This is a genomic window from Paenibacillus sp. AN1007 (assembly GCF_040702995.1).
GTDB lineage: Bacteria > Bacillota > Bacilli > Paenibacillales > Paenibacillaceae > Paenibacillus.
In genome coordinates, this window is the sequence record NZ_CP159992.1 from 3,722,648 (window position 1) to 3,743,565 (window position 20,918).

Here is a 20,918-nt window from a genome sequence, read left to right on the forward strand (position 1 = left end):
CGAGTGAACCATGAGCACACCGAATCAAAAAATAAGGAGGATTGTATCTATGCCAAAACGATTTAGAAAAATGCTCGGGTTTCTTTGCTGCTTGGTCATGGTGGTCACGCTAATGCCTACGAGCTACGCTGCCGACAATGACAACATCGAGGACGCAGCCGCAGCGAATGAAACAAAGGCCGCCATGTTTGGAACCCCTGAACTCGGGTCAAACGACCCCCTCTGGAGCCAAACCATGGAACATCACATCAACAAAAGCACTGTCCCCACCGACCCAAGACCTCATGCCACAGGTACAGCCAGAATCCTTTGGGACCATGACTACCTGTATGCCCGCGTAGTTGTGAATGACAGTAATCTATATCAGGGAGCTGGCGGAGACCACCGATACGACAGTCTGGAGTTTTATGTTGGTGATGGAAGCAGCGGCTCGAACCAATGGCGTGTCAGCGCGACGGGAGTGTTTTCAGGGCAGGCCGCTCCAGGCAGAGCTGCATGGACCCAGATTACAGATACCGGATACATTGTGGAAATGAGAATACCCAAAAGAGATTTGATCTTACAGGAGGGAAATCTTACCTTCGAGGTGTACATCAATAACTCGACAGAAAAGGGCGCTGACCGCTATGAAGTCGTTTCCTGCTTTGGAATTCCGGACGCGGCTTATACCAGCTCTGATTCATTTACAGACAGCCTGCAGCTCATCTCAGCCACCGAATTGGACACCAGATTTTCAATCACTGCCACAGCGGGACCGGGCGGCCGAATAACGTCAGTTCCACCCGGCGATGTGCTTAGAGTAGATCAGGACTCTGATAAAGAAATTACGTTTACCCCCGATTCCGGTAAAGTTGTGGATACGGTAACGGTAGACGGCGAGATCGTGCCCCTATCTGCTGGCACTTATACCTTTACGAATATTGAGGCAGACCATACCATTCATGTGACCTTCAAAAACGATCCGGACGCAAGCATACTTCCTTTTATCGTATGGAATGACAACTTCGCCAGTGGCGAGTACACAACGGCTGTTATCATTGATTTAGGCGAGGGGAAAGCAGCGTTAGGCTCCGAGCTTCGTCCAGACTTATTTGCCCTGTCGGTAAGAAACACGACCCTGAACGGCGAAGCGGTGACCCTTGAAGGACCACGCAAGATCACAAGGGTTTACGCTAATGATGAACCGAAGGTACGCGGCTATGTGGGGCCGGTAAGCAATTCACCAGATTATCGGGACGGACTGGCGAGCGGCCGTTACATCGTCGTTGAGTCTGAGTTTTATTCAGAGAGCGGCGGCAATACAACACTGGATGGCAGCAGTAACTCGACAAAGCAGGTTTACACCCTCAGCCAAAAGGGTCAGATCGTACTGACAGAGGGGAATCCACTTCACAACGTGGTTTTTGAGCAAGAAAAGGTTGTGAATCCAATCCTTGATAAGTTCGCAACATTCACGGATCATTCGGTCAATCGCTCGCTCTACCTTCATAAGGATGAGGACGGTAACGTGATGAAAGGATTGCCGCTGTATGTGTACACCCACGGCATGTCACGCGGCGGCACAAACGCTGCGGCAGACCAAAAAGCGGCCATGAAATCCGCCAATGGATCGGTCGCCCTAATGAAAAAAATGGCACAGAATCCCGAAAAGTACGCCAGCCACATCCTGAATATTTCCTATAATGGCGTTTCTGTTCCCTCCACACAGAATGTGAAGAAGGTCATCGACGCCCTGATCGCCAGCGGCGAAGTAGATCCTAACCGTGTTTACGCAGCAGGCTTCTCCTGGGGCGGACAGTATACGAACAACTTAGTTAACAGCTACCCTGGCTTCTTCGCTGCCGCCGCACCTATGGCCCCGGTAAGCGGTTCACCGAACGCTGCGGCTAACGACGCTCACAACACCCTGGCCTATTGGATGTTTTTAAATGCTCATAATGTTGGAGGCTACCAGACTAACCTCAATAATTTCATCAATACCAATATGCCGAAAATGATTAACGCGAGAGCTTCACGCTTCGAAAGTAATGAGGTACTTACGTGGCCTTACAATCAATTTGATCAGCCGAATCTAAGACCGAATCCTGCCAACACACCTGTTCTGGCGGATTATATAGCGCATGAAGTCGAAGCGGCTGTTCTCTACAACGAGATAACGATGGGGACTTGGAGCATCGCTCCCACGGCGCAGTCATCCAACTTGCCTGCTTGGAACAACGATTACACCGATGTCTTTGATTGGATGTTTGCGCAGCGAAAACCGGTCGTACCCGGTGCGCCGAGCGGATTCAACTAAACAATATCTAACCTAAAGTGGCCCACTAAAGAATCATTTTAGAAAAAGTCCTTACTTTACTCCCCATAAGAAGACAGATTTAAGAAGCAATCCAGCAAAAAACGCCATCACATTTAAGTGATGGCGTTTCTCTTTGGAATGGAGCTGTCACTGAATTGAACTCATTAACTCGTAGAAATATTGAGGTTCATTCGTTTTGTTAAGATGATACCATGCATCTAATGTTTCTGGCGCAAATACATCCAGTGCTCTAAAAATATGAACAGAAAACTCAAGTGGAGCTGCTCCGGAAGCAGTAATCAGTTTTCCATCGGTAACAGCCGATTCCGATATGTAATATTCTTCGCCCGTGTAAGACGGACAAATCATTTTAAGATACGTCAGATCATTGCTTGTATGCGAGCGGGAATCTAACAAGCCTGCTTGAGCAAGTCCTATGGAGGCCCCGCAAATCGCCCCGAGTACAATCCCTTCCTGTAAACACATCTCGGCAATTTGTAATATGGGCTTATGAACAGCCTCTGCCCATGTATTTCCGCCAGGTAGTATCAGTGCATCTGCGCTTGTAATGCTGCACTCATCCACTTGAATGTCGGGTGTTATTTTCAATCCGCCCATTGTAGTTACTGGAGCTTTATCTATCCCAACGGTGACTATTTGTGCTGAAGCCAGCCCCTTTCTAAAGTATCTTCCTGAGTTAAGCTCGGCCGTCAAATAACCGATTTCCCAATCGGACATGGTGTCAAAAACATAAAGATATACTGTTCTTTTCATTTTAATTTCTCCCCTTTTTTTATCTATCAAGGACTACAGTCCATCGGTAATCAATGACTATCTCATTATAAAACAGCTTCACTGACATCCGCTGTCAGTGAAGCTGTTATTGTTGATAATATTCCATTAACTCTGATGCAATTGCAGCAAGTCTGTCTTTCACACTCTGGGGTTCAAGTATTCGAATGGATTTACCATAGGATAGAAGAAAATACGGGACAGCATTATGAATGGATTTTTCCTCGAATAAAAAGACGGCTTGATTGGACGTCCGCTCTTGCAGATGATGTCCTAAAAACCAGTGCATGTTTAGTTCATCCAACGCCTCCGGCCTGCCTTCGATCCTTAAAGAAATTAACCCTTCCTTCCCCATAAGATCAGGTAACAGGTTTTTCATAAAAAATTCACGGCTAGAAAAAGCTTCAGGACGCTTAAAAATGAGTTGAGTACGCTTGATTCGTAAAATCCGATCTACCCGAAAACTTCGTATTTCATTCCTTAGATGGCAGAACGCAACCGTATACCATCTATTATTCCAGTAAACGATTCCATACGGATCTATCATCCTGTTCTTTGGCTTCTTTTCATGGTTTGTACGGTAATCCATCTCTACAGTGATTTCGTTTTCTACAGCATGCTCCAATTCCGCTAATATGAGCTGACTCGAAGGGCTGAGCATGCGGTTTATCACTTCAAATCCAGCTAACCCTTGGTTTAGCATACTCTCCTGCTGCTCATTCGAATACATTTTCAACTTGGATGTCGCATTCTCTAATGTCTCACTCAACGGGTATCCAGCTTCTTTTGCAAAAACAGCAGCATGAAGGAGTGTCTTCTTTTCTTCCATATCAAACAGCAGCGGTGATCTGATAAAATGATGCAGCAGACTATATCCACCATGATGACCTGCGTCGGATATGATAGGCACGCCGCTAGAACATAATGCATCAATATAGCGATAAACGGTTCTGATATTCACTTCTAACTTTTCGGATATTTGTTTTGCAGTCCACTTCTCTCCCGAATTCAGCATCCATAGAATGGCTAACATATTATCATTTTTCGGCATAACATCCCCCTCAACCGTTCCATCATATTTGGGATTCCACATGCGTCTACTGCCTGCAGTCCGCATGATTTCACCAAGAATAACACGATCAGACAGTACAAGACTTAATACACCCATCTTGAATAGAAACCATTAATTCAAACAAAAAAAACGGCATTTCTGCCGTTTCTCGTTAAACTCTTATGGAGCCTAGGGGGATCGAACCCCTGACCTCATCGCTGCCAGCGATGCGCTCTCCCAGCTGAGCTAAGGCCCCAGGATATGATGTTACATCTTGTCCAGCACTGTTACAAAACATTTTTACAGGCGACTTCTATATCATATAAAATCCCTTCTCGACTGTCAATACCCTTCTGAAGCACCGAAATCTATGGAGAAGAACATTCATGTTACGGGCACACACGGCATATACCAGATGCAGCCCCGGATTGCTCTTCTCCCTTTCCCCACGCCGCTAGTCCTCCAGATCTTCTTTGGACAGCAGTGATTTCAGTTCTTTCATAAACATGTTGATGTCTTTGAATTGACGATACACCGAAGCGAAGCGCACATAAGCTACTTCATCCACCGGAAACAGCTGCTCCATTAACAGCTCACCAATCTGGCGGCTCTCTACCTCAGCTTCGGCTGTGTTCCGCAGCGATTTCTCCACTTCAGATACCATCATCTCCAGCGTTTCCACGGATACCGGACGCTTCTCACAGGCACGAATCAATCCACGGAGGATTTTGTCGCGACTGAACTCTTCACGGCTGCCATCCTTTTTAATGACGATCAACGGTGTTTCTTCGATCATTTCAAAGGTTGTAAATCTTCTCGCGCACTGCTCGCATTCTCGGCGGCGGCGGATGGATTTGGATTCATTCGCTGGTCTGGAGTCCAGCACTTTGGTACCCAGATAACCACAATAAGGACATTTCAACTTCAATCACTTCCCACGTTTTCTTTTTTCCACATATTCCCTGAGCATATCTTGTTATGAAAATCGCACTCGCGACACATAATACTTTTACCAACCCGCGAGGAGGTGAACAGCAATGGCACAAAGCAACGGTAACTCCAACAACTTGGTTGTAACTAAAGCTTCCGCAGCTCTGGAGCAAATGAAATATGAAGTAGCTCAAGAACTCGGAATCAGCATCCCACAAGATGGATACCAAGGTAACATGACTTCTTACGAGAACGGTTCGATCGGTGGATACATCACGAAGCGTCTGGTAACAATTGCAGAACAGCAATTGGCAGGTCAATACCAATAATTATCTGCATCGTAATACGTTACACAGAGGAGCATGGAGCGGCCGGTACACCACCGGTCTGCTCCGTGCTTCTCCTTATCTTTTGACAAGCAATCGCTCTAGAACGTGTCGTAGATCTTCACATACTGATTATAATAGTAAATAACCCGTTGTACATAGTGGCGTGTTTCGCCAAAAGGAATATCCTTCACCGTTTCGATTGTGCCATCCCATACACCATTTTTCAACCAGCTGCTGACCTTCCCCGGTCCGGCATTATAGGCTGCAATCATCACAATTTCGTTGCCGTTAAACTGGTCTGACAGGTTTCGCAGGTACCATGTGCCCAGCTGAATATTCCGCTCAGGTTCATGTTTTAATTCTTCCAGCGAAGTGGGTGGAATTTTCGCCTGCTCCAAAATCCAATTTGCCGTATCCGGCATGAGCTGCATTAATCCGATTGCACCGCGCTTGGATTCTTTGCTCGTTTTGAAATTGGTCTCTACCCTGATAATGGAAGCAATCAGAAATGGATCAACCTCATAGCTTTGAGACTGTGCCCGAATCTCTTCCTTATATTCAATGGGATAAAACCAGGCCATCCAGTTCGTATTTAGAAATAACACAAGTACAAAGGAAACAAACATAATCAGCAGTACACGTTTTTTACGCAATATTTTCATAACAGACCCTTATGCGTTAAAAATGATTCAAGCTGCTTCTCTGTCTGGGACCATGAACCGCTGTTATCAATGACAATATCTGCACGCTCTCTTTTGCGTTCAATATCCATCTGTGCGGCAATTCGTGCTTCAGCATCAGCCTTGATCATCTGATCGCGGTTCATCAGCCGCTCCAGCTGTACAGCTCGGGGTACATAAACGACCATAATTTCCGTAAAACCATCCTCAAGCCCCGACTCGTACAGCAGCGGAATATCCGACACCACCAGCTTGTCCGGATGTTTCAATTCGTATGCAGCCGCTCTCTCACGCATTTCCTTCCGGATCGCCGGATGAGTAATGGCCTCAAGCGCTTTTCGTTCCTCAGGGTGCTGAAAAACAATGCTCCCCAACTTTTTCCGATCCAGCGTTCCATCCTCATGCAGTATATCTTGTCCAAACCGCTGAACAGCGGCAGCCAAAACGGGATGCCCAGGCTCCATGACTTCCCGGGCGATAACATCTGCATCGATGAGCAGTGCTCCCTTACTGGCGAGATAGGCGGAAACACTGCTTTTGCCTGTCGCGATTCCGCCCGTTAAGCCTATATTCATCGTCTCACCTCATAACAGCTTTATTACTCCTCAAAACAACTTGAATATTCCCATAATCATTAACAGCAGGGCCGGCAGAATCGAAAGCTTCTGCATCCAGCGCTGTGCTGCAAATCGAAGTCCTACATGCATACCGAGCGACAGAAACGCACCGCTGAACAACGCAATGACCAGAGCCGTCCACAGCGTAGGAAAACCGAGCAATGCCGCTCCAAGCCCAGCACCGAACGCATCTAGTGACAGCGCAATCCCCAGCCACATCGCTTCCTGCGCAGAGATACTTCCTGAGTTATCGATATCCGCCTTCGAAGGGCTGCGCAGAATCTGTATGACCACGCCAAGTTTACGCAATTCCAATGTAAATACCATGCGCTCCACCGATCCATCCGTTGGAGAAGGCTGCACTTCCAGAACCATTAATTGATTCCTGCCTCTGGCTGCAAGCCCAGGATCCGCTGCTGCATTTTCCTGAAGCAGTCTCTCCTTCGACACCGCACTCTCCGCTTCCTCACGTTCTTTGCCTCGTCTAAGAATCAACTGCAGTAGAGACCACGCACCGATCACAATCAGAATGACAGCTCCAACAACGGAAGCTGCGCCCGGTGTCACGACATGGGACAATAACACCCCTACCTGCATGGACAAAGCGATAACCAATCCCGAACAAAGTGAAATAATAGCAATAGATAAGAGCGGAATCTTGGTCCTCCGAAGCCCGTATGTAATTCCAACTCCGAAACCATCTAAACTCACTGCAAAAGCAAGCGCCAGTAATGAAATAAAATGATGCAGCACCCCGGATTCCTCCCCTGTGCGGTACGTGCCAACTGATGATGTCAGTATGGGTATATGCCCGCTTATTTCTGCCATATCAGTATATGGAGGGAGGAATCCAAGGGTGCTATGATTTCATCATTTCATTCATTCAGTTGAAGTTGGAGAGTGGAGATGGCTGACATTTCGGGCAAAAATGCGTCCCGCGTCCACCTACGACACTTTTTTCAATCAACGTGCCGCAGGTGTGGCATGGCTCCGCTTTGCGGCCATAGATTTTCAGCTGATGCTGGAACATGCCCATCTCGCCCTGCCCGTTAACATATGACTTGATGGAAGAGCCTCCTGCATTCACAGCATCCTGCAGCGTAGCCACGATCGCTTCATGAAGCACCGTTAACTGTGCTTCGGTTAATGTCTTTGCAATCGTCTCGGGATGAATACCTGCGCGGAAGAGAGCCTCGTCCACATAAATATTCCCGATGCCTACAACATATGCCTGATTCAGCAGGACCGCTTTGATTTTGGTTGTGCGTTGGCCCACCGCAGCACGGAACGCATCCACGGTAAAAGCCTCATCCAGCGGCTCAAGCCCAAGCTTCATTAGAGGTTTGGATACCAGTTCCTCCCCTGCGGTGAACAGATGCATCGTTCCAAACTGACGTACATCCTTGTAACGCAATTCGGTGCCATCAGTGAAGTGGAAGATGACATGGGTATGTTTCTCTACCTCTTCATTCTGATGGTACACACCGTAACGTCCTTCCATCCGCAGATGGGAGACCAGCACAAGCCCGTCCAGCAAAATACGTAAAAACTTGCCCCGGCGCTCAACACCAATCACGGTATGTCCTGCCAGTTCCAATGCAAATGCTTCTATATCGTCAGGCCGCTGAATAATCCGCGGCAAATGAACGGTAACATGATCAATCGTTTTGCCTACAATAAGCTGATTCAAAGTTCTTCTGACTGTTTCGACTTCCGGTAGTTCCGGCATGATGTTCTCACCTCCATTATATTATAACGGAAGATGACGCTCAGCGGGACCCCTTCTTATCTATTTTGCCTCGTACCAGTTCTCACCAAAGCTAACTTCTGCTTTCAGAGGTACCGACAGCGGAAGCGCTTTTTCCATCACCGAAGGCACAAGCTCCTTCATCAGCTCCAGTTCATCCGCCGGCACTTCAAACACAAGCTCATCGTGTACCTGAAGCAGCATGCGGCTCTGAAGCTTGCGTTCACGCAGCGCCTCGTCCATCTGGACCATGGCCAGCTTGATGATATCGGCTGCCGTTCCCTGGATCGGTGTGTTCATCGCTGTGCGTTCCGCGAAGGATCGCAGATTAAAGTTGCTTGCGTTGATCTCAGGCAAATAACGACGGCGTTCCAGCATCGTTTTCACATAACCGTCCCGGCGTGCAACCTTCACGATATCATCCATATAACGGCGCACACCTTGGAATATTTCAAAATACTGATCGATAAACTGTGCCGCTTCTTTCCGCGTAATATTCAAGTTTTGGGAAAGACCGTAATCACTAATTCCGTATACGATCCCGAAGTTAACCGCCTTGGCGGAACGGCGCATGTCGCTATCCACTTCCTCCGGCTTGACGCCAAATACATCGGAAGCAGTTTTCGTATGGATATCCATATCATGTACAAAAGCTTCCTTGAGACGTTCATCATCTGAAATATGAGCCAGCACACGCAGCTCAATCTGGGAGTAGTCGGCTGCCAGAATAGACCAGCCCGGCTCGGACGGTACAAATACCTTCCGAATTTTGCGTCCTTCCTCCATACGGATCGGTATATTCTGCAAGTTCGGGAACTGACTGCTCAGGCGTCCAGTTGCAGCAATCGTCTGGCGATAGAACGTATGCACCTTGCCATCCCGGTCCGATATCTCTTTGAGCAGACCTTCCACATATGTCGACTGCAGCTTGGCGAGCTGACGATACTGCAGAATATGCTGCACCACATCATTATAAGGAGCCAGCTTCTCAAGTACTTCAGCATCGGTGGAGTAGCCGGTTTTCGTTTTCTTCACCACAGGCAGCCCCAGCTTATCAAACAAAATCTCACCCAGCTGTCTCGGTGAATTCAGATTAAACTCGGTACCAGACAGCTTGTAGATTTCAGCCATCAGTCTGCCAATCTGTTCTTCAAACTCGCTGCCGAGCGCCTGCAGGTCAGCAGTATTGGCCTTGATTCCCTGCTTCTCCATGTCGGCGAGAATACGGGACAATGGCATCTCCAGCTCGTGAAACAGGGAATTCATCTCGTCGCTTTCCAATGCCTGCTCCTGAAGCGGGATAATTGCGGCCAGCGCAGCAGCTTTCCGGCACAGGAAATCGCCTAGAACATCCGCCTCCGGAACTTTGTATTTAGCTCCTTTACCCAGAACGGTATCGTCTTCCGCCAGGGAAGGTAACCCATACTTGGACGTCAGCCCGCTGATCGTCTGATTGGACTCCGTTGGGTCAAGCAGATAGGCGGCCAGCTGCACATCAAAAGCCGCACCAGCAAATTCAATGCCATGCGCATGCAGAGCCAAATCTACGCGATGCAGATCATATCCACGCTTCGGCTGGTCTGCACTTGCGAGCCACTCCCGTACAGGGGCGGCTGCATTGGACTGCAGCAGTTCTGGCGATATAAATGTATATTGCTCCCCTGCACCTAAAGCAAGCCCAACTAACTTCGCCTGATGCGGATTGTCCCCATGTGTTTCCACATGAAGTACATCGATCGAACCCAGTATATCAATCAGTTCAGCTATGTTTTCTTCTGTCGCAATTGTGGATTCAACTGCTGCAGCCGGAACAGCCTCCTGCTCGGAGGCAATGCTGCCGCTGAAAGACAAACGCTCCAGCAAAGATTTAAATTCCAGCTTAGCGAGCGCCGGTCCCGCACTTGCTTCCTTCAGTCCATCAAACTGCATATCTTCCCATGTCTGTTCCAGCGGAACCTCGCGATGAATCGTCGCCAGCTGTTTGCTCATGCGAGCATCCTCCGCGTGAGCTTCAATCTTCTCCTTCATCTTGCCTTTCAGCTCGCCTGTGCCGTTCAGCACCTCTTCCACCGATCCGAACTGGTGCAGCAGCTTTAAGGCAGTCTTCTCTCCCACACCCGGAATGCCCGGGATATTATCGGAAGCATCGCCCATCAGACCTTTCAGATCAATAATCTGCAGTGGCGTCAGGCCGTAACGTTCCTTGATCTGGGCAGGATCATACAGCTCAATCTCGGTAACCCCTTTGCGCGTTAATCCGATATGCACATGCTCGGAAGCAAGCTGCAGCATATCTTTGTCACCCGATACAACGAGCACCTGTCTGCCTGCTTCATCCGCACGTTTCGTCAGCGTTCCGATGATATCATCTGCTTCGTAACCTGCCAGTTCAAACTGTGCAATCCCCATTCCCTGCAGCAGTTCTTTGAGCAGTGGAAACTGTTCGGACAGCTCAGGTGGTGTTTTCTCCCGTCCACCTTTGTATTCCTGATATCCTTCATGACGGAACGTCACTTTGCCCGCATCAAACGCCACCATCACATGTGTAGGCTTGTGTTCCTCCAGCAATCGCAGCAGCATCGTCGTAAAGCCGTATACCGCGTTGGTGTGCAGACCTTTCGAATTCGTCAGGGGTGGCATTGCAAAAAATGCCCGATAAATAATGCTATTTCCATCTATAAGAATAAACTTGTCCATTCCAGCACCTCGCGTATCATATGGTCAGACTGTACTTATCATACCTACTCCCATGATACCATACCCGCCACTTACATCAAAAAACTGCACACCCCTTTTCCACCACTTTTCTTCCGCAAAAAAAGAACTTCCTTCCCAGTCAGCCTGTGCACAGGCCAGCCGGAAGAAAGTTCCCCTCATTTCGATCAATATGATCTTATCTGATATGTCTGTTATTCCTTGCTTGTGCAGCAGGGCCTGCCCAGAACAACTTATTGGTTCAGGTCCGGACGCTGACCCGTAACCAGATACACCGTGCTCTCGCCAATGTTCGTCGCATGGTCACCAATACGCTCAATGTAACGTCCTACCATCATCAGCAGCATAGCCTGTGACGCCTGTGTCGGATGATCGCTCATCAGCGTATAGAGATCCCGAATCATATTGCTGTACAGCTGATCGACCTGGTCATCGGTTTGTGCCATTTTATAAGCCAGATCCGTGTTTTCCTTGAGATACGATTCAATGGACTCATCAATCATGGATTTCACAACTTCGGCCATCCGCGGAATATCCACGAGCGGCTTAATCAGCTCTTGTCCTTCCATCCGAAGAGTCACTTTAGCCACATCCAGGGCCAGATCGCCCATACGTTCCAAGTCGCTGGAGATTTTGAAGGCTACAATAATGCGTCTTAAATCCTTAGCCACCGGCTGCTGCGTAATGATCAGCTTTGAACCCAGCTCCATAATTTTGTCTTCAAGGGCATTGAGATTCGCGTCATTTTTGATGATGACTTGAGCTTTCTCCGCATCCATTGTCTGTAAACTCTCAATCGCACCATCCAGGGCCTCTCCTACATGTTCACCCATCTGTTTAAGCAGGGTGCGCAGCTCTTCCAGCTCCTGATCAAATTCTTTTCTGCGAATCATAGGTTTCAAGTCCTCCTTCTCCATCATCTCCGGGTAAGCCGGGATCGTTCCTGTTCAGCTCGCCTTAACCGAACCTGCCGGAGATATAATCCTCGGTCCGGGAATCTTGCGGTGTGGAGAATAACGTCTCCGTATCAGCTGCCTCCACCACTTCACCATTCAGAAAAAACACGGTACGTCCAGATACACGCGCAGCCTGGTGCATGTTATGTGTAACCATCACGATGGTATATTTATGATGCAGCTCTTTGACCAATTCCTCGATTTTCAGCGTGGAGATCGGGTCCAGCGCCGAAGTCGCCTCGTCCATCAGCAGCACATCCGGCTGTACAGCGAGTGCACGTGCAATGCACAGACGCTGCTGCTGTCCGCCAGACAGACTTAATGCCGATTTTTTCAGGACATCCTTCACCTCATCCCACAGTGCCGCATGAACCAGACTCTGTTCTACGAGTTTATCCAGTTCTGCCTTTTGGGTTACACCGTGCAGACGCGGTCCGTACGCTACGTTATCATAGATGGATTTGGGAAACGGATTCGGCTGCTGAAATACCATGCCTACCCGTTTGCGCAGCGTCTCCACTTCAATCTCGTTACTATAGATATCCGAACCGTTCAGCATAACTTGTCCTTCCACACGAACACCCGGAATCATGTCATTCATCCGGTTCAATGTGCGGAGCAGTGTAGATTTACCGCAGCCTGAAGGTCCGATAAACGCCGTAACGGTTTTCTCCGGCAGATCCATCGATATATTTTTAAGCGCGTGATGCGTGTCGTAGTATAGATTAAGCCGATCAATGTGAATGAGGTCTTTCATAGATGCTCACTTCTCCTTCGCTGCAGGGATCATTGGATTCCCTTTACGTTGAGACCGGCAGCCATCCGGCATGCGAATCGGCTCGGTCATCTTTAATATCCTACCTTAACATTGTAAAAACAGTACCACCTTCATGTTAACGGAATGTAAAAACACCTGAAGAAGACCCAGGCCGCCGTAAGTCCCAGGTCTACTTGCTGTTTGACATTGTTATGCCGCTGCACCAGTCTGCCATTTCCTCTAGACGTGCTGCAAATCATGTTCATAATCATTGCGCAGTCATTACCTGCAGCTTCAGGCGAATATTCTCCGCGATCTTCCCAGCTTCCCCGCCTTCAGCAGCGATAGTTTCGACGATACAGGATAATGCATGTACCGCATGGTTCAGCGTACCGAAAGCAGCTGCTCCTTCCTGCACATACACCGCACTCTCATCGATCTCGGTCCCGCTTGCCTGAATCAGAGATACCGTCTGCTGGGTTAAGCTTTCAATCTCCTGAAGCAGGGAGGACATGTTCTCAGCGACTTCGCGCGTTTGTTTTGCAAGCGCCCGGATTTCTCCGGCAACAATCTGGAATCCCCGTCCATATTCTCCGGCGTGAGCAGCCTCAATCGACGCATTTAGTGCCAGCAGCCCGCTCTGATCGGCCAACGTCCGAATGGAACGTGCCATTCCTGCACCCGTTTTGATGGATTCAAGCATCTGACTGGCATGTCTGCCCTGATCCCCCATATGTTCATGAACCCGACGATAGGATGACTCGACCTGATGGAGACGGCTTTCTCCTTCATTGGATAATACAATAACCTGTCCGGCTTCCCGTACGGTCTCATTAGCCGCCTGAACCAGCTTGGTTACGGCTTGGTGAATACGGGAAATCTCCTGTCCGCTCTCTGTCACTGTACGTATGCGATCTGTGGATGCGGCCTGCTGCAGCTTCCGGGAGATGGACATCACATCACGCATGGTCAGTACCCCGAGCAAGCGATCCTGCTCCGTTACGAGCAGGCAGTCATAGAAGTGCTCCTCATCCCGCCGCAGCGCGGCATCAATAATGGCTGCTGGTTCCGTATGTATATCCACAATAACTGGTGACGCGTTGGCAGCATTCGTAATCGGTTTACGATAAAATAAATCTGCGGCAAATCTTCCGTTAAGCAAACGATATAAAGTTTCCCGCATCAATAATCCTGTCGGCTTCATATATTCATCACACAATACAATGCACGGATGCTCACGGCCGTCACTCAGCATAGCTGCTGCTTCTCCACAGGTCGTATCCGCTCTGGCCGCTGGTACCTCGCGGCAGTATTCATATAAAGAAACGATGTTCTCATCCCTGATATCATTTGTCGATGTTTCCCATTGCATTTCAGATACAATAGAGCATTGTTCCTGCTCCTGCTCTTGATCTTTTTTTTGTATATCATCCAGAATTTCAGGTCTTTCCTCTAACAGCATGGGCATAATTACGTATTCTCCTTTACGTGTTAACTCCGCCCTAAGGTGGGATTATAGGTACAAAGTATCACTTGGATAATTTTATCCTACTCCCTATTGATAAAGAAAAATCTCCCTTTATGTAAAATGAACGTAAAAATAAAACTCCCCGATCATTTAGCTAGAATGATGGGGAGTTTTTCTTTTGACAACCAATTTATAACCTACACCGCGAATCGAATCAATGTGGACCGATTCGGGATCAAGCTCCAGCTTTTTGCGTAATGAACTTACGTGTACATCTACGGTCCGCTGACCTCCAATATAATCAAAACCCCAGACGGCGTTCATCAAGTCATCCCGGGTCAGTACAACTCCTGGTTTCTTGGCGAGATATAACAGAACCTCGAACTCTTTCGGACGCAGGCTGATCGATTGTCCGCCCAAAGTCACTTCATATTTCAAAGGATAAATTTCAAGTTCACCTAGAATAATGCGCGAACCGTCTTTATCCTCAGGCTGCGGCAGATCTTCACCATTGGAATAACGTCTGAGTACCGCATCTACCCTTGCCAGAAGCTCGGATACCCCAAAAGGTTTCGTAATGTAATCATCCGCACCCGATTTCAGCCCCTGCACAACCTCGGCTTCACCGTTCTTGGCCGTAAGGATAATTACCGGTGTACTCACCCCTTGAACGCGCAGTTTATTCAGAATATCCAGACCATTCATGCCCGGGAGCATCAGATCCAGTAAAATCAAATCGAAATCCTGGGACAACGCCCGGTCATATCCTGCTGACCCATGGTCCTCTGCCGTTACGTCATACCCTTCCTGTGTCAGGTTGTACGTAAGTAATCTCGATAATGTCGGTTCATCTTCTATAACCAGCAAACGCTGCGCCATGATACCCCTTCTCTCTTCATAGGTTGTCTGTTGCCACAACACTTTTTCTATCATAGCACTTATTTGTTAACGCTGTGTAAAGCTAATGACTCATTTTACATTTTGCTCCTATACGCCTACGTTTTTTTCTTATTGAAGTAAACTATAATTCTTTTTTGACCGAAGTAAACTAGATTTCTTCCTCCTGGATCAATGGCAGCATGACCCGGAATGTGCTTCCCATACCCAGCTCACTTTCAACTGACAATTTGCCATGATGCAGCTCGACCAGGTGTTTTACAATGGAAAGTCCCAGACCTGTGCCTCCGGAATTACGGGATCTGCCTTTGTCTACCCGGTAGAATCGTTCGAAGATGCGCGGCAAATCTTTTTTCGGTATACCAATCCCGGTATCGGACACCGCAAAAATAACCTGTTCTTCCTCACTCGTCTGATCCATCTTCACCTGAAGTTTTACTCTTCCGCCCTCCGGTGTATAGTTGATGCCATTGGATAACAAATTAATGAAAATTTGCTTCATCTTATCCTCATCCGCTTCGATATACAGTTCCTCCGGCACGTTCATTTCCAGGCGAATCTGCTTTTTCTCTGCAACCTTGGACAGAGTTCCCAGCACCATTTCAAAAAAGGACTGCACATGCACCGGCGAACATTCCAAAGGTGCACGTTTCGATTCAATCTTGGACAGCTCCAGAATATCTCCAATCAACCGGTTTAACCGATCACCTTCGTCATAGATAATCTGCAGGAAAGAACGTTCCGTTTCTTTATCCTGCACACCGCCACTGAGCAGCGTTTCAGCAAACCCCTTCACCGCTGCCACAGGTGTTTTCAGCTCATGAGAGACGTTAGCCACAAACTCGCTGCGCATCGACTCCAATCTGCGAATCGCTGTGACATCCTGCAGCAGGAATAACATCCCGCGATATCCGCCATTGTCTTCCGACATGGGTACACCATCCAGACGAATTAACCGTTCTTCGGGATTAAATATGCTTACTTCTTCATGCATACGCTCCTGAACAGCAACACTCTCTTCAATCGTACGTGTCAGCTCGTAATGCCGTTTGAGTTCCGTATAAGGTTTGCCAGTGACTTTCATCGCCTGTATGCCAAGCATGCGCTCTGCTTCCCGATTGACCAAAGCAATCGATTGTGCGGCATCAATCATGACGATCCCGCCGGTCATATTCGCCAAGACACTTTGAAGCAGTGCTTCATTGTCTCGAATCGTTTTGAGCTGGGACTGCAGACTGTCTGCCATGCCGTTAATCGCCAGACCGAGCTGGCCGATCTCATCCCGGCGCGTCACCTTCACTCGGGCATCGTACTCCAGTTTCGTAATCCGATGTGCAACTTTGGTGATATGCTCAATCGGTGAAGTTAATCCCCGTGCTACCCGGTAACTGACAAATGCCACAATCAGGAAAAGCAGTCCGAGTGCGGCAAACATAATCATCCAACCGCGTTGAAGTCCTTGATCCACCGCCTGCAGACTCATGGACAGCCGAATATATCCGTCGAATTTGCCGCTTGGCATTTCAATCATGTCACTTTGGTCGGAATTTACAGGCAGCGCTACATACAGCATGTCCTGTCCCAACGTCTCGCTGTATCGGATGGACTGCCCAAAGCTCCCCTCCACAGCCGTCCGGATCTCTTCACGATTCTGGTGATTATCCATCGCTGCCGGGTCACTTTCGGAATCACCGATGACGATCCCATCTTTGTTGATAAACGTTACCCGCGAGTCTGTCAGACGATCCAGTTCAAGAGCCCGATCCGAGTAATATTTGCGCGTCTCTGCGGACGTCGGATCGGAAGCATCATGAAATGGAAACGTTGCTTTCAGCAAGTTAATCTCGCGCACCATCGTCTGCTCCAATGCGGCAATGTGCGTCGTTTTGAAAACTCTGCCCATCGTATATCCGGCCACAATAACGGACAGGCCAATCAGCACCATCATAATCAGGGCCAGGCGAATGCGAAACGGTCTCATTAATCTCTTCCTTCTGGTATATTTTAATAAAGGTGAACACTTCGTTTTTTCAGGTTTTTCTGTCCTCTCCGTTCATATGTAATGAATAAAATTCATTCAAATGATGAAAAAACAATGATTTATTAATTTAGTTCAGTGCGGTCACCGCGTGTTGTTGGATGTGAAATGACCAGGAATTCTACGTCTTGTTCACTTTGATTTTGCATTTGATGCGGCGCTCCCGGCGGGATTTCTATGCCTTCATGTGCTTCCAGCACATATGTTTCTCCGTCAAGCTCCATACACGCCTCACCACTGAGGATAAAAAAGAATTGGCGGCTCTTTGTATGTACATGTCTTGTCTCTGCCGTGCCTGCAGGAATGCGCTCATGAATGACACTGAGAGTCTCACCTTGAACCAGATGCCAGCCATCACACTGAGCTCCCCATATATAGTGCGGTGCTTCTTGTTTGCTTATTTTCATATGAGCGCCTCCCGAATATGTTATCCGGTCTATCATATCACATATGATCAGATATCTTCCCATGTAAGACAGCGAATAGCAGAACAGCGTTCATCCCTTATTCCATGTTTCAAGGGCCATACCTTGTATAAAATATCATAGATATATCAACGCAGATACAGACTTATGTAAATCATCTATTATCCTGCTTCCAGCTCTTCTCTCAACTCCGCCTCTTATTTTTTAAAAAAGGGAATGACAAAAAGACAGAACGCTGCTGCATGTAAGCGTTCTGTCTTCTGCATCAGCCCAGTCACTGCATCTGTTCAGCAGTTTCTTTGGACTTGCGGCCTAACCGTTCACCACTTCGCCGCCGTTCACATGCATAACCTGTCCGCTGACATAGGACGAGTCATCGGAAGCAAGATATACATAGGCTGGTGCCAATTCATCCGGCTGACCTGGGCGTTTCATTGGCTGTGACGCACCAAATTCACTAACTTTCTTCTCATCAAATGTTGAAGGAATTAACGGTGTCCAGATTGGGCCGGGAGCTACGGCATTTACACGGATACCTTTCTCGATCAGATTCATGGATAGTGAGCGGGTGAATGAGGTAATTGCCCCTTTGGTAGACGAATAATCCAGCAGGGTTGGGCTTCCACGATAAGCGGTAATGGATGTTGTATTAATAATCGTGCTGCCCTGTTTTAAGTGAGGCAGTGCTGCCTGTGTCACGTAAAACATGCCGAAAATATTCGTACGGAACGTTTTTTCCAGCTGCTCTGGCGTAATATCCTCCAGATGCTGCTGCGGATGCTGTTCTGCCGCATTGTTTACAACGATATCGAGTTTACCAAGTTCATCCACCGTCTGCTGCACACTTTTCTTGGCAAAGTTCACATCGCCGATGTCACCTGCGATCAGAATACATTTGCGGCCTTCCTGCTCCACCTGACGTTTCGTTTCTTTCGCATCCTCATGCTCACTCAAATATACAATCGCCACATCGGCGCCTTCTTTCGCATACGTAACGGCAACAGCTCGTCCAATCCCGCTGTCCCCTCCTGTAATTAAGGCCACCTTGTCCAGCAATTTGCCGGCCGCTTTGTACTGCGGTTTCTCAAATTCCGGTTTAGGGGTCATTTCGGACTCGATCCCTGGACGCTGATCCTGATGCTGTGCAGGCATCGTTTTTTGATTTTGCTGGGTTGTGTTCGACATTATACATTCTCCTTTCGAAATGAACATGCTGAAATGAAAAAGACTCGGACCTGAGCAGCATTCTTCCTTATCTTTCGTTCGTCATAAGTCTCATTCTGTAGGATGGCATGAACCGACTAGAATATTCTTCTGCAGTTTGGAAACCAGATCATCCATAAGCTGCTTCTAATCGTTATTTACCACTTTAATGGAAAACTAAACGATAGAATCTTTACAAGGTTAGATTATGGTCAAAATCATGAATGTTCCGTTTTTTTTCAATTCCACCTTTTTCATGCTTCAAAGTGTATTCCTAAGCAGGTGGGGCTGATGTACAATGGAAAATATACTCGACGATTATATTCTAAATTGACATGGAGATCTGAACATGGAATCGCATATTAATTCATACATTACACTTGTGACCACTTCAGCAGTATTGAATCTGTTCCTGTGTATGTATACCTATTTCAGAAGAGCTCATTTTCCAAATGCCAGCATTTTTATACTATACACCGCCTCCTTGTCGGTCTATACCTTCGGCTACGCCATTGGCCTTGCCAGCAATACGCTCGAACAGATGAAGTTCTGGAATATCGTACAGTACATCGGTATGCCGGTCTCTGCCCCGCTCGGTCTGATTTTGATGATTCGATACACTGGAAGGAAATTATCCAAATGGCTGACGTCAGCGCTGTTCATCATTCCTTCCATAACCGTTCTCCTGGTTACTACGAATGATTGGCATCACCTTTATTACAAAAGAGTGTGGCTGCGTGAGGACAGCACAATTCCTGTCATGGCAATGGATATCGGGCAGTGGTATGTCGTGCACGGTGCATTTACATTTTCTTGTTTGTTATGTGCCGGCCTTATTTTAATTGCACAATGGCGGCACACCAAAAAAATGTATCGTCGGCAGCTGCTTACATTAATTGTTTCACAGATTATTCCGATGGTTGCGGCATTTGTATACTTAATCGGCGTGACTCCGCTTGGTCTGGACCCTGTGCCTGTACTGATGTGTGTTACATCGTCTATGTATATTTGGGCTATTCTTTCCTCCAGGCTGCTGACCATTGTGCCCATCGCCAAAGAGAGCATTTTCGAAAGCATGCGTGAAGGAGTTATTGTGCTGGACAGCTCGTATCGTCTCGTGGACTTCAATAAGTCCCTGCGGCTGATGCTGCCTGAGATCGAAACAACGATGATTGGACAACCTCTGAATGACATCTGGCTTAAGCTCGCAGGAGAAACTTTTCCTGTTGAATACGGACGGGAAGGACTGCAGACCGACCTTTACTGGCAGCTGGACGGTGAAACGGTCTGTTACCAAGTCAGGACGTCGTATGTGTTCAATCACAATGCTGAAGTTGTAGGCATTCTTATTATGGTCATCGATATTACCGAACAGCGCTTTTTACAAGAACAGCTGAAGCAGCTTGCTTATTTCGATGGTTTGACTAAGATATACAATCGGACTCAATTTTTGAACAAAGGAAGGGAACTGCTTCAGGAGGCACAGCTCAGCCTTAAACCCATCTCATTTATACTCTTCGATATCGATCACTTCAAACGGATCAACGACACCTACGGACATGATGCGGGGGACCAAGCCTTGATTCACGTCGTATCTGTGTGTAATCGCTATCTGAGCAGCGATATGTTGTTTGCCCGTTACGGTGGAGAAGAGTTTGTGATCGCCCTGCCAAACATGACTCTTGTGGAAGCTCATGGTCTCGCAGAACAGCTGCGAATCGCATTACTGCATCAACCGCTGGATCTGCAAAATGAGTCCATTACACTGACATCCAGCTTCGGGGTGGCTCAGTGCAGTCATGAATCGGATACATTGGAATCTTTGCTGCATAATGCCGACCATGCCCTGTATGAGTCCAAACGGGATGGGCGAAATGCGGTGCGGGTACATGCCGAGACTGTCAGTCAGCATTGATTCTGTGAGGTGCAGGCGGTTTAGGCAGGTTCAAAGAGTCAAAGAGATATTCTCCACTGCAGCAAGGTTTGGAAGGCACAACAAACAGACAGCCCCTTCAGG

At 47.8% G+C, this 20,918-nt stretch carries 18 protein-coding genes and 1 tRNA gene; 3 read left to right on the forward strand and 16 right to left on the reverse strand.

Going from position 1 to position 20,918, the window contains the following annotated elements:
* Positions 1–49: 49 nt before the first annotated feature.
* On the forward strand, positions 50–2,296 hold the full coding sequence (locus ABXS70_RS16470) for a sugar-binding protein (protein WP_366289234.1): 2,247 nt from the start codon (positions 50–52) through the stop codon (positions 2,294–2,296).
* Positions 2,297–2,443: 147 nt separating this feature from the next.
* Here the strand turns inward: ABXS70_RS16470 and ABXS70_RS16475 are convergent, their stop codons facing one another.
* The 4 genes from ABXS70_RS16475 to nrdR all read right to left on the reverse strand — a co-directional run bounded on the left by ABXS70_RS16475 (position 2,444) and on the right by nrdR (position 5,061).
* A complete protein-coding gene (locus tag ABXS70_RS16475) occupies positions 2,444–3,070 on the reverse strand; it encodes a type 1 glutamine amidotransferase family protein (RefSeq protein ID WP_366289237.1) in 627 nt (208 codons plus the stop codon).
* A 106-nt stretch (positions 3,071–3,176) separates the two neighbouring features.
* Positions 3,177–4,139, reverse strand: a complete 963-nt coding sequence (locus tag ABXS70_RS16480; protein ID WP_366296671.1) for a YafY family protein — start codon at positions 4,137–4,139, stop codon at positions 3,177–3,179.
* 183 nt (positions 4,140–4,322) lie between these two features.
* A tRNA-Ala gene (locus tag ABXS70_RS16485) sits at positions 4,323–4,395 on the reverse strand.
* Positions 4,396–4,593: 198 nt separating this feature from the next.
* The gene (gene nrdR, locus ABXS70_RS16490) at positions 4,594–5,061 is read right to left on the reverse strand and encodes a transcriptional regulator NrdR (protein ID WP_090920285.1); all 468 of its coding nucleotides are present in this window, start codon (positions 5,059–5,061) and stop codon (positions 4,594–4,596) included.
* 115 nt (positions 5,062–5,176) lie between these two features.
* On the opposite strand from nrdR, the gene ABXS70_RS16495 reads away from it, so the two are divergent.
* Positions 5,177–5,398, forward strand: a complete 222-nt coding sequence (locus tag ABXS70_RS16495; protein ID WP_017689472.1) for an alpha/beta-type small acid-soluble spore protein — start codon at positions 5,177–5,179, stop codon at positions 5,396–5,398.
* A gap of 98 nt (positions 5,399–5,496) precedes the next feature.
* Here ABXS70_RS16495 and ABXS70_RS16500 read toward each other — a convergent pair whose 3' ends face one another.
* From ABXS70_RS16500 to ABXS70_RS16555, 12 genes are all read right to left on the reverse strand, one after another.
* Positions 5,497–6,060, reverse strand: a complete 564-nt coding sequence (locus ABXS70_RS16500; protein ID WP_366289240.1) for a lytic transglycosylase domain-containing protein — start codon at positions 6,058–6,060, stop codon at positions 5,497–5,499.
* Entirely contained in the window at positions 6,057–6,653 is a 597-nt protein-coding gene (gene coaE, locus ABXS70_RS16505) for a dephospho-CoA kinase (RefSeq protein ID WP_366289243.1), read from the reverse strand. The genes ABXS70_RS16500 and coaE overlap by 4 nt, the downstream gene beginning before the upstream one ends.
* Before the next feature lie 30 nt (positions 6,654–6,683).
* A complete protein-coding gene (locus tag ABXS70_RS16510) occupies positions 6,684–7,448 on the reverse strand; it encodes an MntP/YtaF family protein (protein ID WP_342555216.1) in 765 nt (254 codons plus the stop codon).
* 130 nt (positions 7,449–7,578) lie between these two features.
* Entirely contained in the window at positions 7,579–8,424 is an 846-nt protein-coding gene (gene mutM / locus ABXS70_RS16515; protein ID WP_342555215.1) for a DNA-formamidopyrimidine glycosylase, read from the reverse strand.
* A gap of 60 nt (positions 8,425–8,484) precedes the next feature.
* On the reverse strand, positions 8,485–11,139 hold the full coding sequence (gene polA / locus ABXS70_RS16520) for a DNA polymerase I (RefSeq protein ID WP_366289245.1): 2,655 nt from the start codon (positions 11,137–11,139) through the stop codon (positions 8,485–8,487).
* 251 nt (positions 11,140–11,390) lie between these two features.
* Positions 11,391–12,050 (reverse strand): phosphate signaling complex protein PhoU, encoded by a 660-nt coding sequence (gene phoU, locus ABXS70_RS16525; RefSeq protein ID WP_342555213.1) that lies wholly within the window; start codon positions 12,048–12,050, stop codon positions 11,391–11,393.
* 64 nt (positions 12,051–12,114) lie between these two features.
* Positions 12,115–12,870: a phosphate ABC transporter ATP-binding protein PstB gene (pstB, locus tag ABXS70_RS16530; RefSeq protein ID WP_342555212.1), complete on the reverse strand. Its 756-nt coding sequence runs from the start codon at positions 12,868–12,870 to the stop codon at positions 12,115–12,117.
* A 268-nt stretch (positions 12,871–13,138) separates the two neighbouring features.
* Positions 13,139–14,338: a methyl-accepting chemotaxis protein gene (locus ABXS70_RS16535; protein ID WP_366289249.1), complete on the reverse strand. Its 1,200-nt coding sequence runs from the start codon at positions 14,336–14,338 to the stop codon at positions 13,139–13,141.
* A gap of 150 nt (positions 14,339–14,488) precedes the next feature.
* Positions 14,489–15,217 carry a response regulator transcription factor gene (locus tag ABXS70_RS16540; RefSeq protein WP_342555210.1) on the reverse strand — a complete coding sequence of 243 codons (729 nt, stop codon included), beginning with the start codon at positions 15,215–15,217 and terminating at the stop codon, positions 14,489–14,491.
* A gap of 169 nt (positions 15,218–15,386) precedes the next feature.
* Positions 15,387–17,216 carry a two-component system histidine kinase PnpS gene (gene pnpS, locus ABXS70_RS16545; RefSeq protein WP_366289252.1) on the reverse strand — a complete coding sequence of 610 codons (1,830 nt, stop codon included), beginning with the start codon at positions 17,214–17,216 and terminating at the stop codon, positions 15,387–15,389.
* 122 nt (positions 17,217–17,338) lie between these two features.
* On the reverse strand, positions 17,339–17,680 hold the full coding sequence (locus ABXS70_RS16550) for a cupin domain-containing protein (protein WP_366289254.1): 342 nt from the start codon (positions 17,678–17,680) through the stop codon (positions 17,339–17,341).
* Between the two features lie 330 nt (positions 17,681–18,010).
* Positions 18,011–18,883: an SDR family oxidoreductase gene (locus ABXS70_RS16555; protein ID WP_366289257.1), complete on the reverse strand. Its 873-nt coding sequence runs from the start codon at positions 18,881–18,883 to the stop codon at positions 18,011–18,013.
* 367 nt (positions 18,884–19,250) lie between these two features.
* On the opposite strand from ABXS70_RS16555, the gene ABXS70_RS16560 reads away from it, so the two are divergent.
* Positions 19,251–20,816: a histidine kinase N-terminal 7TM domain-containing protein gene (locus tag ABXS70_RS16560; RefSeq protein WP_366289260.1), complete on the forward strand. Its 1,566-nt coding sequence runs from the start codon at positions 19,251–19,253 to the stop codon at positions 20,814–20,816.
* Positions 20,817–20,918: the final 102 nt, after the last annotated feature.

What these genes read in the sequence shown, in the direction of transcription:
- ABXS70_RS16470 (WP_366289234.1), top strand. Translation starts at nt 50, where the DNA reads ATGCCAAAACGATTTAGAAAAATGCTCGGGTTTCTTTGCTGCTTGGTC.
- ABXS70_RS16475 (WP_366289237.1), bottom strand. Translation starts at nt 3,070, where the DNA reads ATGAAAAGAACAGTATATCTTTATGTTTTTGACACCATGTCCGATTGG.
- ABXS70_RS16480 (WP_366296671.1), bottom strand. Translation starts at nt 4,139, where the DNA reads ATGCCGAAAAATGATAATATGTTAGCCATTCTATGGATGCTGAATTCG.
- ABXS70_RS16495 (WP_017689472.1), top strand. Translation starts at nt 5,177, where the DNA reads ATGGCACAAAGCAACGGTAACTCCAACAACTTGGTTGTAACTAAAGCT.
- ABXS70_RS16500 (WP_366289240.1), bottom strand. Translation starts at nt 6,060, where the DNA reads ATGAAAATATTGCGTAAAAAACGTGTACTGCTGATTATGTTTGTTTCC.
- coaE (WP_366289243.1), bottom strand. Translation starts at nt 6,653, where the DNA reads ATGAATATAGGCTTAACGGGCGGAATCGCGACAGGCAAAAGCAGTGTT.
- mutM (WP_342555215.1), bottom strand. Translation starts at nt 8,424, where the DNA reads ATGCCGGAACTACCGGAAGTCGAAACAGTCAGAAGAACTTTGAATCAG.
- polA (WP_366289245.1), bottom strand. Translation starts at nt 11,139, where the DNA reads ATGGACAAGTTTATTCTTATAGATGGAAATAGCATTATTTATCGGGCA.
- phoU (WP_342555213.1), bottom strand. Translation starts at nt 12,050, where the DNA reads ATGATTCGCAGAAAAGAATTTGATCAGGAGCTGGAAGAGCTGCGCACC.
- pstB (WP_342555212.1), bottom strand. Translation starts at nt 12,870, where the DNA reads ATGAAAGACCTCATTCACATTGATCGGCTTAATCTATACTACGACACG.
- ABXS70_RS16535 (WP_366289249.1), bottom strand. Translation starts at nt 14,338, where the DNA reads ATGCCCATGCTGTTAGAGGAAAGACCTGAAATTCTGGATGATATACAA.
- ABXS70_RS16540 (WP_342555210.1), bottom strand. Translation starts at nt 15,217, where the DNA reads ATGGCGCAGCGTTTGCTGGTTATAGAAGATGAACCGACATTATCGAGA.
- pnpS (WP_366289252.1), bottom strand. Translation starts at nt 17,216, where the DNA reads ATGAGACCGTTTCGCATTCGCCTGGCCCTGATTATGATGGTGCTGATT.
- ABXS70_RS16550 (WP_366289254.1), bottom strand. Translation starts at nt 17,680, where the DNA reads ATGAAAATAAGCAAACAAGAAGCACCGCACTATATATGGGGAGCTCAG.
- ABXS70_RS16555 (WP_366289257.1), bottom strand. Translation starts at nt 18,883, where the DNA reads ATGTCGAACACAACCCAGCAAAATCAAAAAACGATGCCTGCACAGCAT.
- ABXS70_RS16560 (WP_366289260.1), top strand. Translation starts at nt 19,251, where the DNA reads ATGGAATCGCATATTAATTCATACATTACACTTGTGACCACTTCAGCA.